Consider the following 13,814-nt stretch of genomic DNA (forward strand, 5'->3'; position numbering starts at 1 on the left):
ATGAGCTACTGATCGAGCGCCTCATCCCGGCGATGCGCCCACTGGTACAGCGCCGGCAATACCAGCAGGGTCAGCGCGGTCGACGACAGGATCCCGCCAATCACCACCGTCGCCAGCGGCCGCTGCACCTCGGCGCCGGTGCCGGTGGCGAGGGCCATTGGAATGAAGCCAAGGGATGCCACCAGCGCCGTCATCAGCACCGGCCGCAGGCGGGTCAGGGCGCCGTCGGTCACGGCACTGCTCAATGAAGCCCCTTCCTCGCGCAGGTTGCGGATGAAGGAAATCATCACCAACCCGTTAAGCACCGCCACCCCGGACAGGGCAATAAAGCCCACGCCCGCCGAGATCGACAGCGGAATATCCCGCAACCACAACGCCAGCACCCCACCGGTAAGGGCAAAGGGAATCCCGGTGAACACCAGCAAGCCGTCCTTGAGGTTGTTGAACATCAGGAACAGCAGGGTCATGACCAGCAGCAAGGCCACCGGCACCACCACCTGCAGGCGCTTGGCCGCCGATTGCAACTGCTCGAACTGCCCGCCCCATGTCGTCCAGTAGCCCGCCGGGACCTGCACCTCACGCACCAGCGTGTCGCTGGCCTCCTCGACGAACGAACCCAGGTCGCGCCCACGCACGTTGGCACTGACCACCACCAGGCGCTTGCCGTTTTCCCGGCTGATCTGGTTCGGCCCCAGTTGCAGGTCGAGGCTGGCGACCTGGGACAGCGGGATGAAGCCGATCTGTTCGGCGCCCAGGGCAGCATTCGCCGGCACCGGGATCAGCAGCTCGGCCAGCCCGGCGACATCGGTGCGCAGCGCTTCGGACAGGCGTACCACCATGTCGAAGCGACGGTCGCCCTCATACAAGGTACCGGCCTGGCGCCCACCCACGGCAATCGCCGCGGCATCCTGCACTTCGCCGATGTTCAGGCCGTAGCGGGCGGCCTTTTCCCGGTCGATATTGATGGTCAGCACCGGCAGGCCGGTGGTCTGTTCCACCTTCACTTCCGAGGCGCCGGGAACGCCCTGCAAGGCCGTGGCGATCTTCGCTGCCGTGCGGTTGAGGGTGTCCATGTCGTCGCCGAAGACCTTCACCGCGACGTCGCTGCGCACCCCGGAAATCAGCTCGTTGAAACGCAACTGGATCGGCTGCGACAGTTCGTAGTTGCTGCCTGGAACGCCAGCGGCGGCTTGCTGCACGGCAGCGATGATGGCCTCCCGCGATTTGCCCGGATCCGGCCACTGCGCCTTGGGCTTGAGCATGATGTAGGCGTCGGAGATGTTCGGCGGCATCGGGTCGGCGGCGATTTCCGCGGTGCCGGTACGGGCGAACACCCGTTCGACTTCCGGCACCTGCTGCATCACCGCCTTTTCCAGGCGCTGCTGCATGTCCACCGACTGGCTCAGGCTGGTGCCCGGCACCCGCAGCGCCTGCAGGGCCAGGTCGCCCTCGCTGAGGCTGGGGATGAACTCGCTGCCCATGCGGCTGGCCATGGCCCCGGTCAGCAGCACCACGCCGACCGCCGAGGCAAAGGCCAGGTTGCGATGCTTGAGCACCCACTCCAGTACCGGGGCATAGCCCAGGCGCGCCTTGCGCATGACCAGGCCTTCCTCTTCCTTGACCTTGCCGGTGACGAACATGGCGATCGCCGCCGGCACGAAGGTCACCGACAGGAGCATGGCGCCGAGCAGGGCGATGACCACGGTAAAGGCCATGGGGTGGAACATTTTGCCTTCGACCCCGGTCAGGGCGAAGATCGGCAGGTACACCACCATGATGATCAACTGGCCGAAGATCAGCGGCCGGCGCGCCTCGCGGGCGGCGGCGAAGACTTCGTGGAAGCGCTCGCTGCGGGTCAGCATGCGCCCGTGCTTGTGCTGGGCATGGGCCAGGCGGCGGATGGCGTTCTCGACGATCACCACCGCGCCGTCGACGATGATGCCGAAGTCCAGGGCGCCCAGGCTCATCAGGTTGGCACTGACCTTGTTGTGGAACATGCCGGTGAAGGTGAACAGCATCGACAGCGGGATGACCATGGCGGTGATCAGCGCCGCACGGATATTGCCGAGGAACAGGAAGAGCACGGCGATCACCAGGATCGCCCCTTCGACCAGGTTCTTCTTCACCGTGGCGATGGCCTTTTCCACCAGGTTGGTGCGGTCGTAGACGGTCACCGCGACCACGCCCTCGGGCAGGGTGCGGTTGATCTCGGCCAGTTTGGCGGCCACGGCCTGGGACACCGTGCGGCTGTTTTCGCCGATCAGCATGAACACCGTGCCCAGCACCACTTCGCGGCCGTTCTCGGTGGCGGCACCGGAGCGCAGTTCCTTGCCGATGCTGACCTCGGCCACGTTGCTGACCCGGATCGGCGCACCGTCGACGCTGGAGATCACCACGTTGGCGATGTCGTCCAGGCCGGCGACCTGGCCCGGGGCGCGGACCAGCAATTGCTCGCCGCTGCGCTCGATATAGCCGGCGCCGACGTTGCCGTTGTTGCGTTCAAGTGCCGTGACCAGATCGCTGAGGGTCAGCTTGTAGGCGGCCAGGCGCTTGGGGTCCGGAGCGATCAGGTACTGCTTGGCGAAACCGCCGATGGTGTTGATCTCGGCCACCCCCGGGACGTTGCGCAGTTGCGGCTTGATGATCCAGTCCTGGATCACCCGCAGGTCGGTGGGGGTGTAGGGCGTGCCGTCTTCCTTGCGCGCGCCGTCCTCGGCTTCCACGGTCCACAGGAAGATCTCGCCCAGGCCGGTGGACACCGGGCCCATCACCGCCTCGACGCCTTCCGGCAACTGTTCCTTGGCCACCTGCAGGCGTTCGTTGACCTGCTGGCGGGCGAAGAAGATATCGGTGCCGTCGGCGAAGATCACCGTCACCTGGGACAGCCCCGAGCGCGACAGCGAGCGGGTCTGCTTGAGCCCGGGCAGGCCGGCCATGGCGGTTTCCACCGGGAAGGTGATGCGCTGCTCGGTTTCCAGCGGTGAATAGCCGGGCGCGGCGGCGTTGATCTGCACCTGGACGTTGGTGATGTCCGGCACGGCGTCGATCGGCAGCTTCTGGTAGCTGTAGATCCCCAGGCCGGCCATCAGCAGCACGGCGATCATCACCACGATGCGCTGCTCGATGGCGAAGCGAATCAGACGTTCAAACATGGAAGGTCATCCTGTACGGGCGCATCAGTGGCTGTGCTCGGCGGAGGCCTTGCCCAGCTCGGACTTGAGGGTGAAGCTGCCGCGGGTGGCGACCAGCGCCCCGGCGGGCAGGCCGTCGAGCACCTCGACGTAGTCGCCGTCGCGGCGGCCCAGGGTGACCGGGCGGGTGTCGAAACCGTCGGCGCTGCGCACGAACACCGAGGGTTTCTCTTCCACGGTTTGCACCGCGTCATGGCGCACCGTGACGGCTGCCGGGGCGGTTTGCGCAGTGACCGCGACGCTGACGAACAGCCCCGGGCGCCAGGCGCCATTGGGGTTGGTCAGGGTGACGCGCACGGTGGCGGCGCGGTTCTGCTCGCCGAGCAGGCTGCCGACATAACCGATGGTGCCGGCCACTTCGCTGTCCAGGTCCGGTGACGACACGCGCACGGGACGGCCGCTGGCAACCTTGTCCAGGTCCCGCGGCGGCACGGCGAAGGTGGCCCAGACCCGGGACAGGTCGGACAGGGTGAAGGCATTGCTGGCTTCGCTGACCACCTCGCCGAGGGCCAGGTGTTTCTCCACTACCACCGAATCGAAGGGCGCCCGCAGTTCATAGCGGTTGCCGCCGGCGGCGCTGACCGAGGCGCCCAGTGCGGCGACCTTCTGCCGGGCGTTGGCCAGGCCGATCTCGGCTTCCTGCAGGGTCTGCCGGGCTTGCAGGAAGTCCTGCTCGGCGGAGATGCGCTCCTGCCACAGCTGTTTTTCCCGCTCGAAGGTGACCCGCGCCAGTTCGACCCGGCGCTGCGCCGCCTGCTGCTCGCTGCGCAGGTCGGAAATCTGCTGGCTGGCGATCACTGCCAGCAACTGGCCCTTTTTCACCGGCTCGCCGAGGTTGGCGTGCACGCTTTCCACCACGCCGGGGACCCGGGGTACCACGTGGGCGGTGCGGTCCTCGTCGAAGCGGATCTCGCCGGGGAAGCTGACCACGCTGCCCAGGTCCCGGGGCGCGGCGGCTTCCAGTTCGATGCCGGCGGCCTGGATCTGCTGTTCGTTGAGGGTCAGCCTGCCTTCCTCTTCGTGGCCGGCTTCGCCTTGTTCTTCATGGCCGTGCTCATCCTTGGCGGCTGTGGTTTTCTCGGTGCCATGGCCGTGACCGTCTTCCTCGCCATGCTCGGCGCTGCCATTCCAGGCCACGGTGGCAAAGCCCAGGGCCGTCGCCGCAACCAGGGCGAGGGCGATCTTGCGTGTGTTGTTCATGGATGCTCCAGAGGCAGGGGATTCAAAGGGGGCCGAGGTCGCCGTAGATCCGTTCCACCCGGGCCCGGGCCTCGGTGGCGGCGGTGAGGGCGGCGAGGTATTGCTCGCGGGCGCTGATCAGGGTGCGCTGGGCGTCGAGCACTTCGATAAAGCCGAACTTGCCCCTCTCGAAGCCGCGGGTGGCGGTGTCCACGGCCTGGCGCGCGGCGGGCAGGATGGTCCTGTCATAGGCGCCGACCTCGCCCATGGCCGTGGCCCACTGGTTCAGGGCCGTGTGCGTCTCGCTGCGCAGGCGCAGCTCCACGGCATTGCGCAGGTCGCGGGACTGGTCGGCGCGGCGCGCGGCGGCGAGGACATTGCCCTGGTTACGATCGAACAGTGGCAAGGGCAGGGACAGACCGACCACGTTGACCCGCTCGCGCTCGGCGCGGTTGTACTGGCTGCCGAGGCTGACGGTCAGGTCGGGAATGCGCCGGGCCTTTTCCGAGCCCAGCGCCGCCTCGTTCTGCTCGATCTGTGCGGCGGCCTGGCGCAGTTCGGCAGTCTGTTCGATACGGGCGAGCATCAGCTCTGCATCGGGTGGCAGGCCGGGCGAGAGGGAAGGGGCTTGCAGGCGGTCGAAGGTGCTCACGCTGCTGCCGGTGATCTGCGCCAGTTGCCGCCAGGCGCTGGTCTTTTCGGTTTCGGCGCGGCTCAGTTGCAGGCGTGCCTCGGCCAGTTGCACTTCGGCGCGGGTGGCTTCCACTGGCGAGGACTTGCCGGCGCGGACGCGGCCCTCGACCACCTGCAGACCGCGCCCGGTCAGTTCCAGGGATTGCTGCGCCAGTTCCACGCCGGTCTGCGCGCGCAGGGCGGCATGGAAGGCCTGGGTGACTTCGGCGCGCAGGTCGTTGACCTGGCGTTCCAGGGTCATCTGCGCGAGGGCCTGGCCGACGCTGGCCACCTCGACCCGCGCCGCGCGCTTGCCGCCCAGTTCCAGGGGCTGACTGAGGGTCACGGTGGTGGTGCTGGTGTTGCGCCGGGTGTCCTCGACCTCGACCGACAGCTCCGGATTGGGGATCAGCCCGGCCTGGCGCCGGGCACCGTCGGCGATACCGATCTCCTGGCGCGCGGCGGCCATGTCCGGATTGTGTTCGAGGGCCGTAGCGAGGGCCTGGGGCAGGCTCAGGCTGTCGGCCATGGCGACGGGCGTGGCCAGCGCGGCGCACAGCGTAAGGAACAAGGAGGGGCGGGGCACTGGCGGGTCCTCGTGCTCGAAAAGCCCGACGGAAACGCCGAAGGTGCCGCCAGGCCCGGTTGGAAAGATGGCGGCACTCTAAGGAGCGGCAGGTATCAGGGGGGTGGCGGCAAAATTACAATTCTGTAATCGAGGGACAGCGCCAGATTTTGTGTTGCTCTTACCGGCCTCATCGCTGGCAAGCCAGCTCCCACAGGTACAGCGGTGCTCTTAAGAACACTGGTGAACCTGTGGGAGCTGGCTTGCCAGCGATGAGGCCCGAGAGAGCACCCTCACTTCTCCCTGTCCAACCGCCTGAACACCAACCCAGCCCCCAGGCACATCAAACTCACCAGCACCAGGGTCACCTGAATATCCCCGGCCTGCGGCCGCCCATGCCCCTGCACCCGCTGGATCCCGCCCAGCAACATCGCCGCCAGGCACACCGCCAGACTCAAACTGATCTGCACACTGGTCGCCGACAAAGTCGCCGCACTGGCCGAGCGCTCCGGCGGGATATCCGCATAGGTCAGTGCCCCCATCGCCGTCATCTGCAACGACCGCGACAGCCCGCCCACGAACAGCATGAACATCACCACGACAGGAGCCGTGTCCTCGGTAAACAACGCACACAGGGCAATGGAAAGCGCGCCCAGCACCGTGTTCCACACCAGCAGGTCACGAAAGCCGAAACGCCGCGCCAGCGGCACGGAAATGAACTTGATCAGCAAGGCCCCGGCGCCGCCGGCAAAGGTCAGCAGCCCGGCCTCCAGCGCGCTCATGCCGTAGCCGAGCTGGAACAGCAGCACCAGCAGGAAGGGCAATGAGGCACTGCCGAGGCGAAACAGGGTGCCGCCCCAGAGCACCAGGGCGAAACTGGGGATGCGCAACAGCGACAGGTCCAGCAGCGGCGCCACTGCCCGCCGGGCATGGCGCACATAGGCCCAGGCGAAAGCGATTCCCGAAACCAGCAACAGGCACGACCACTCCCAGCGCAGCGAACCCTGCCCGAGGCTTTCGAAGGCCAGCACCAGGCAAGCCAGCGCCGGGCTGCCAAGAAGGAACCCGCGCAGGTCCAACGGCCGGATGCGCTGCCCCGGATAGTCCGGCACATGGCGCAGCACCAGCAAGATGCCGAGCAGACCAATGGGCAGGTTGAGCAGGAAGATCCAGTGCCACGACAGCCAGGTCACCAGCAGCCCGCCCAGCGGCGGGCCGAACACCGGGCCGAGCAGGGCGGGCATGGTCAGGTAGGCCATGGCCTTGAGCAGATCGCCCTTGCTCGACCAGCGCAGCAGGATCACCTGGCCCACCGGCACCATCAGCGCCCCGGCCATGCCCTGGCAAAAGCGTGCCAGGGCCAGTTGCCACAGGCTGGCGGACAGCGCGCAGGCCAGCGAACTGACCACGAACAACCCGATCGCCGCGATGAACACCCGGCGCGGCCCCAGGCGCTCCGCCAGCCAGCCGCTCAGCGGGATGAACATCGCCACCGCCAGCAGGTACAGGGTCACCACCAGGTTCATGCGCACGCTGGGCTCGCCGAAGTCCGCCGCCAACTGGGGCAGGGCGGTGAGCACGGCGGTGGAGTCGAGCAGTTCCATGAACAGCGCGCAGCCGATGATCATCGGCACCTTGCGCTGGAAGGTTGGCGGTGCGTCCGGGCGGGTCAGGGCGTTCAGGTGGTCCGCCTTAGCGCAGGGCGAGTTTCTGGGCGTTGAGTACTCCGGCGATGCGTTCGCGGCCGTGCAGGGCGCTTTCGTCCTTGAGGCGATTGATCACCTGCTCGCTCCACGACAGTGTGTTCTGGCCCTGGCTGCGGGCGAAGTCGGCGGCCAGGGTTTCGTAGTCGCGGATCTGCGCCTGTTCCTGTTCAGGGTCGACCTGGTAGGTATCGCGGTGCACCGTCACGGTTTGCGGCAGGCGTGGCTTGATCGCGGTTTCCGTGGCGGCGTAGCCGACGCACAGGCCGAAGACCGGGTAGACCAGTGGCGGCAGTTGCAGCTCATCGATCACTGCCTGCAGGTCGTTGCGCAGGGCGCCGATGTAGACGGTGCCGAGGCCCAGGGCTTCGGCCGCGACCACCGCGTTCTGCGCGGCCAGGGCCGCGTCGATGCTGCCGACCAGCAGGCTGTCGAAGTATGCAGGCGCCTTGAGTTCGGTATCGCGCTGGTCAGCGATGCGCTGGGCGCGGGAGAAATCCGCCAGCCAGACGAGGAACAGCGGTGCCTGGACGATATGCGCCTGGTTGTTGGCCAGTTTTGCCAGGCGCGCGCGACGGGTAGGGTCCCGGACCTCGATCACGCTCCAGGCCTGCAGGTTGGACGAGGTGGCAGCGGATTGAGCGGCGGCGACCAGGGTTTCCAGGGTGCCCGGCGGCAGTGGCTGGTCGGCGTAGGTGCGCAGGCTGCGGTGGTTCAGCAGGTGCTCGATGATCGGGTTGTCGAGGGCGGGCGTGGTGTGGGTGGGGCCGTAGCGGTGGGTCAGGAGGGTGGTGGATCGGGACATGGTCGGGGTTCTTCATCACGGGGAGGGATGGCGAACAGAGTAGGGGCGGGAAGGGTAGGTTGTGAAATACCGGTTGGTGCTTTGTTAATAACAATGTTTTGTTTTTATGCGGAATTTACATGTTTCACTTTCGGGCCTCGTCGCCGGCAACGCCGGCTCCCACAGGTGTCGCGTGCACCGCCGAACCTGTGGGAGCCGGCGTTGCCGGCGATGAGGCCGGTACAGTCACTGAATAATCTTCAACCCCTCCTGCCGCGGCCCGCTGAAGATCTTCATGTACCTGATGGTCACCTGCGCATGCTCGCGCATGATCGCCTCGGCCCGTGCCCCTTGCCCGGCCAGCAGGGCATCGACGAGGGTGTGATGCTGCATGTTGGCGAAGTTGAAGCGGCGGAACTCCTGGGCCAGGTTGCCGCGGTCCACGGCGATCGAGCTGACCGAGGCGAACGGCAGGTGCTCGTTGCGGGACAGCGCTTCGGCCACCGCCGCATTGCCGCTGGCCTCGATGATGGTCTGGTGGAAGCGCTTGTTGATGTCGTGATAGGCCGCCAGGTCTTCCTCGGTGACGAAGCCCTTCTCGAACAACAGGTCCGCCTGCTCCAGGCACTCCAGCAACACCGCCCGCGCCGCCTTGTCCAGGCCGCGCTCGGCCGCTTGCCGCGCTGCCAGGCCTTCCAGCGCACCGCGCACTTCCACGGCATTGCCCAGGGTTTCGGCGGTCACCTGCTTCACCGCAAAGCCCCGCGCACCCTGGCGTACCAGCAAGCCTTCCTGCTCCAGCGCCCGCAAGGCCATGCGCACCGGCATCCGCGACACCTCCAGCAATTCGGCGGTCGGCACCTCGGCGATGCGCTCGCCGGGGGCGAACTGCCCGTCGAGGATCATCCTGCGCAGCAGGTTCAATACACGTTGTCCGGATCCACTCACTGCGGCCTCCACGGCCAAACCCTTCGTGCGCGGCACTGTAACGGCTTTGCCGGCCGCTGCGAAGGGAGGGGCGAAACAAAAGCGGGGCGATTATCGAACCGTTAATGGATCCATTATTTGCGTTTCTGTTGTGTTATTGGTCGTTAAATTGCAGTTTATGGATCCATCACAACAACAAAACGAGCCTGACCCATGCACCCGAAAAACGCCTGGTACGTCGCCTGCACCCCCGACGAGATCGCTGAAAAGCCCCTGGGCCGCAAGATCTGCAACGAGAACATGGTGTTCTATCGCGGTGACGCGTCCCGTGTCGGCGCGCTGGAAGACTTCTGTCCGCACCGTGGTGCGCCGCTGTCCCTGGGCTTCGTCCGTGACGGCAAGCTGATCTGCGGTTACCACGGCCTGGAGATGGGCAGCGACGGCCGAACGGCCGCCATGCCGTGCCAGCGGGTCCAGGCCTTTCCGGCGATCCGCAGCTTCCCGGTGGAGGAGCGCCACGGCTTCATCTGGGTCTGGCCGGGTGATCCGGCGCTGGCGGATCCGGCGCTGATCCCCCATCTGCACTGGGCCGAGAGCCCGGACTGGGCCTATGGCGGCGGGCTCTACCACATCGCCTGTGACTACCGCCTGATGATCGACAACCTGATGGACCTGACCCACGAAACCTACGTGCATGCCTCCAGCATCGGCCAGAAGGAAATCGACGAGGCGCCGGTCAGTACCAAGGTCAATGGCGACGAGGTGATCACCAGCCGCTACATGGAAAACATCCTGCCGCCGCCGTTTTGGCAGGCGGCCTTGCGTGGCAACGGCCTGGCCGACGACGTGGCGGTGGACCGCTGGCAGGTCTGCCGCTTCACCCCGCCCAGCCACGTGATGATCGAGGTCGGCGTGGCCCATGCCGGCACCGGTGGCTACGACGCCCCGGCCGAATGCAAGGCCGGGAGCATCGTGGTCGACTTCATCACCCCCGAGAGCGACACCTCGATCTGGTACTTCTGGGGCATGGCGCGCAACTTCAAGGCCGATGATGCAGCGCTGACCGAGACCATCCGCACGGGCCAGGGCAAGATCTTCGCCGAGGACCTGCAAATGCTCGAGCGCCAGCAGCGCAACCTGCTGGAGCACCCGCAGCGCAACCTGCTCAAGCTGAATATCGATGCCGGTGGCGTGCAATCGCGGCGCATCATCGAGCGGATCATTGCGGCGGAACAGGCGCCGGTCATTGCCCGGAGTGCGTCGTGATGGAACTGCTGATCAGGGCGATGCGCCTGGAGGCGCAGGACATCCTCGGTTTGGAGCTGGTGCGCGAGGACGGTGGCGAACTGCCGTCGTTCGCCGCCGGGGCGCATATCGACGTGCACCTGGGCGAGGGTCTGGTGCGCCAGTATTCATTGTGCAATGACCCCCAGGAGCGCCATCGCTATTGCATTGGCGTGCTGCGCGATGCCGCGTCTCGCGGTGGCTCGCGGGCGGTACATGAGCGTTTGCGGGTGGGGCAACGGGTGACGGTGAGCGAGCCGCGCAATCTTTTCGCCCTGGAGCGCGACGGCGGGCGCTCGCTGTTGTTTGCCGGGGGAATCGGCGTCACGCCGATCCTGGCCATGGCCCGTAGCCTGGCCCGCGAGGGGCGGGCGTTCGCGGTGCATTACTCGGCGCGTTCGGCGCAGTGCGCGGCGTTTCTCGATGTGCTTGGGGCGCTGTCGGCGCGTTGTTACTTCGACGATGGCGAACGCCTGGCGCTGGCCGAGGTGCTGGCGGCCGAGCCTGCGGATACCCATCTCTACGTCTGTGGCCCGGCGGGTTACATGGCTCACGTACTCGATGGCGCCCGGGCGCTGGGCTGGAACGAATCGCGGCTGCACCGCGAGTACTTCGGCGCGGCGCCCGTAACGCAGGCGGGCGACGCAACCTTCGAAGTGCGCATCCACGCGACCGGGGAGGTCTTCGAGATTCCGCCGGACCGCTCCATCACCCAGGTGCTGGACGAGGCCGGGATCATCATTCCGGTGTCCTGCGAGCAGGGGATTTGCGGCACCTGCATCACCCGGGTGGTGGAGGGCGAGGTGGAGCACCGGGACCAGTTCCTCACGGCCGAGGAGCGGCGGGGGCAGATGACGCCCTGCTGTTCCCGGGCCAAAGGCGGGTGCCTGGTGCTGGATATCTAGCCAGGGTGTGCTGCCTGGTCGATCCCGGCCGGAGCACCCCTTTTCCAGCCCAGGTCGGCGTTGCCAGCGATGAGACCCTCAGCGGCAACTCAGATCTCTTTACTCGCCGAGCACCAATTGCCGCGCCAACTGGTTATGCCGTTCCAGCACCAGTGGCAGGTCGACGGTGGTGATACGCCCGTCCTTCACCACCACCCGGCCATTGATCACGCTGGTATCGACATGGGTCGGGGTGCAGAACACTAGCGCTGCCAGCGGATCGTGGAGGGCACCGGCATAGGCCACATGGCCGAGGTCGAAGGCCACGAAGTCCGCCACCATGCCCGGCGCCAGGGCGCCGATATCGTTGCGGTTGAGCACCTTGGCGCCGCCCAGGGTGGCGATTTCCAGGGCTTCCCGGGCGGTCATCGCATCCGGACCGAAACCGACCCGCTGCAGCAGCAGGGCCTGGCGCACTTCGCCGATCATGCTGGCACCATCGTTGGACGCGGAACCATCCACGCCCAGACCCACCGGCACACCGTGATCGCGCATCTTGCGGATCGGCGCGATACCCGAGGCCAGGCGCATGTTCGAGCACGGGCAGTGGGCGACGCCAGTGCCGGTGCGGGCGAACAGCTCGATGCCATGCTGGTCGAGTTGCACGCAGTGGGCATGCCAGACGTCGTGGCCGACCCAGCCCAGGTCCTCGGCGTACTCGGCCGGGGTCATGCCGAACTTCTCGCGGCTGTAGGCGATATCGTTGACGTTTTCCGCCAGGTGGGTGTGCAGGGACACCCCGTGTTCACGGGCCAGCACCGCCGCTTCGCGCATCAGGTCGCGGCTCACCGAGAACGGCGAGCAGGGCGCGACCACGACCCGCAGCATCGAGCCATGGCTGGCGTCGTGGTAGTCCTCGATCAGGCGCTGCGACTCCTTGAGGATGTCGCTCTCCTTCTCCACCACCGAATCCGGCGGCAGGCCGCCCTGACTGCGGCCGACGCTCATGCTGCCGCGGGCGGCATGGAAGCGCATGCCGATCTCGCCGGCAGCGTGGATGCTGTCGTCCAGCTTGCAGCCGTTGGGGTAGATGTACAGGTGGTCGCTGGAGGTGGTGCAGCCCGAGAGGATCAGCTCGGCCATGGCGGTCTGGGTCGAGACGGCGATCATCTCGGGGGTCAGCCGGGCCCAGATCGGGTAGAGGTTGGTCAGCCAGTTGAACAGCTCGCCATCCTGGGCTGCCGGGACCACCCGGGTAAGGCTCTGGTACATGTGATGGTGAGTGTTGACCAGGCCGGGGATGACCACCTTGCCGGTCATGTCGAGGACCGTGTCGGCCTGTTGCGGCAGTTCGTCGCTGGGGCCGACCTGCTGGATCACATTGTCTACGATGTACAGGCCGCCGCGTCTGATCTCGCGGCGTTCGCCGTCCATCGTCACCAGAAGCTCGGCGTTCTTGACCAGTAATGTCTTGGGCATGGGGATTCCTCTCCTGAGGGGGAGTGCGGTTTTCAAAGGCATTTCGCTCGGGCGAAATCGATCAGTGCAAAGGCGCGAACGGGATGGCTGTCGAGGACGAGGGCCTCGACCTGCCCAAGGGCTGGCGTGAACGGGCGTTACCGAGGGGGATGCAGCGGGGACGTTCGATTAGGTCGAACTGTGGTTGGCGTTGCATGGCTGTGGACCGTTGCTATACGCATGGGCGATTGCCGATGTCGTAGGCGGTAACGATTGTAAGCAGTGTTTTTGGTTTTTGTATACAGGGAATGTCTGGCGTTATGGTTGTGACTACACAGCGCAAGCTCGCATCTTGACGGCAGAATCTAACTTTGAAGTCAGGAAATGGAGTCTCTCATGAAGGTCAGCGCACGCAACGTATTCAAGGGTCAGGTCAGCCAGGTGCAGGAAGGCGCGGTCAACGCCGAAGTGGTCCTGACCCTGCCGGGTGGCGAGCAACTGGTGGCCGTGGTCACCATGGAAAGTGTGCGCAGCCTCGGCATCGCGGTGGGCAAGGAGGCCGTGGCGCTGGTCAAGGCGCCGTGGGTGATGCTGATGACCGAGGCTGCCGGCATCCGTCTTTCGGCGCGCAACTGCCTGGAGGGCAAGGTGCTCAGCGTGACCGACGGTGCGGTGAATGCCGAGGTGCTGCTGGAGCTGGCAGGTGGCAGCAAGGTGTATTCGATCGTCACGCGTGATGCGGTGGATGAGCTGGGGTTGAAGGCGGGGGTGAGTGCTACGGCGGTGATCAAGGCGTCGCATATCATTCTGGGTGTGCCGGCCTGAGTCAGCGCAGCAGGCCCCGTTCCAACAGTTCGCCGAGCATCTCGTCCCAGCGCTCGCGATAGGCGCGGATGTTGGCCGCGTGGGTCGGGTGCCCGGCAGTTGCCTGGGCGATGGCCTCCGCCCAGGGGCGGCCGCGGTCCTGGTGCTCGTTCCAGGCGGTGTTGCAGACCTCGGACAGGAACGCCTCCACTGTCGGTTCGTCGTTCATGAAGATCTTTCGGTACAGGTGCCGGGGGTTCCAGTCGACCAGAACGCCTCCGAGGTCAAATACGATGGTGTCGATGGCGGGAGCCGCGTGGTGCATGGGGCTGTCCTTTCTATCTTCGGGTTGGTCTGTGGTCG

General features: G+C 66.3%; 11 protein-coding genes. 3 read left to right on the forward strand and 8 right to left on the reverse strand.

From position 1 onward, the window contains the following. Positions 1–5: 5 nt before the first annotated feature. The 6 genes from AC2CQI_RS02525 to AC2CQI_RS02550 all read right to left on the reverse strand — a co-directional run bounded on the left by AC2CQI_RS02525 (position 6) and on the right by AC2CQI_RS02550 (position 9,042). Positions 6–3,152, reverse strand: coding sequence for a CusA/CzcA family heavy metal efflux RND transporter (locus AC2CQI_RS02525; RefSeq protein ID WP_484579049.1), 3,147 nt, complete (start codon positions 3,150–3,152; stop codon positions 6–8). A 24-nt stretch (positions 3,153–3,176) separates the two neighbouring features. Next, positions 3,177–4,391, reverse strand: coding sequence for an efflux RND transporter periplasmic adaptor subunit (locus AC2CQI_RS02530; protein ID WP_484579050.1), 1,215 nt, complete (start codon positions 4,389–4,391; stop codon positions 3,177–3,179). A 22-nt stretch (positions 4,392–4,413) separates the two neighbouring features. Then, a complete protein-coding gene (locus AC2CQI_RS02535; RefSeq protein ID WP_484580574.1) occupies positions 4,414–5,571 on the reverse strand; it encodes a TolC family protein in 1,158 nt (385 codons plus the stop codon). Positions 5,572–5,900: 329 nt separating this feature from the next. Continuing rightward, positions 5,901–7,235: an MFS transporter gene (locus AC2CQI_RS02540; protein WP_484579051.1), complete on the reverse strand. Its 1,335-nt coding sequence runs from the start codon at positions 7,233–7,235 to the stop codon at positions 5,901–5,903. Between the two features lie 64 nt (positions 7,236–7,299). Beyond that, a complete protein-coding gene (locus AC2CQI_RS02545; RefSeq protein ID WP_484579052.1) occupies positions 7,300–8,115 on the reverse strand; it encodes an NADPH-dependent oxidoreductase in 816 nt (271 codons plus the stop codon). Positions 8,116–8,340: 225 nt separating this feature from the next. Further along, positions 8,341–9,042, reverse strand: a complete 702-nt coding sequence (locus AC2CQI_RS02550; protein WP_484579053.1) for a GntR family transcriptional regulator — start codon at positions 9,040–9,042, stop codon at positions 8,341–8,343. Positions 9,043–9,234: 192 nt separating this feature from the next. Here AC2CQI_RS02550 and AC2CQI_RS02555 point away from each other — a divergent pair, with 192 nt between their 5' ends. Next, the gene (locus tag AC2CQI_RS02555) at positions 9,235–10,287 is read left to right on the forward strand and encodes a Rieske 2Fe-2S domain-containing protein (RefSeq protein WP_484579054.1); all 1,053 of its coding nucleotides are present in this window, start codon (positions 9,235–9,237) and stop codon (positions 10,285–10,287) included. Further along, on the forward strand, positions 10,284–11,210 hold the full coding sequence (locus tag AC2CQI_RS02560) for a PDR/VanB family oxidoreductase (protein ID WP_484579055.1): 927 nt from the start codon (positions 10,284–10,286) through the stop codon (positions 11,208–11,210). Before AC2CQI_RS02555 ends, AC2CQI_RS02560 begins: the two co-directional genes overlap by 4 nt. Before the next feature lie 99 nt (positions 11,211–11,309). Here AC2CQI_RS02560 and AC2CQI_RS02565 read toward each other — a convergent pair whose 3' ends face one another. Beyond that, positions 11,310–12,668 carry an 8-oxoguanine deaminase gene (locus tag AC2CQI_RS02565; RefSeq protein ID WP_075805516.1) on the reverse strand — a complete coding sequence of 453 codons (1,359 nt, stop codon included), beginning with the start codon at positions 12,666–12,668 and terminating at the stop codon, positions 11,310–11,312. 375 nt (positions 12,669–13,043) lie between these two features. Between AC2CQI_RS02565 and AC2CQI_RS02570 the strand changes: the two genes are divergently transcribed. Next, entirely contained in the window at positions 13,044–13,472 is a 429-nt protein-coding gene (locus tag AC2CQI_RS02570) for a TOBE domain-containing protein (RefSeq protein WP_484579056.1), read from the forward strand. Position 13,473: 1 nt separating this feature from the next. Here the strand turns inward: AC2CQI_RS02570 and AC2CQI_RS02575 are convergent, their stop codons facing one another. Then, positions 13,474–13,776, reverse strand: coding sequence for an HAD family hydrolase (locus AC2CQI_RS02575; RefSeq protein WP_484579057.1), 303 nt, complete (start codon positions 13,774–13,776; stop codon positions 13,474–13,476). Between the last annotated feature and the right edge of the window lie 38 nt (positions 13,777–13,814).

This window comes from Pseudomonas sp. P2S-1, assembly GCF_057197725.1.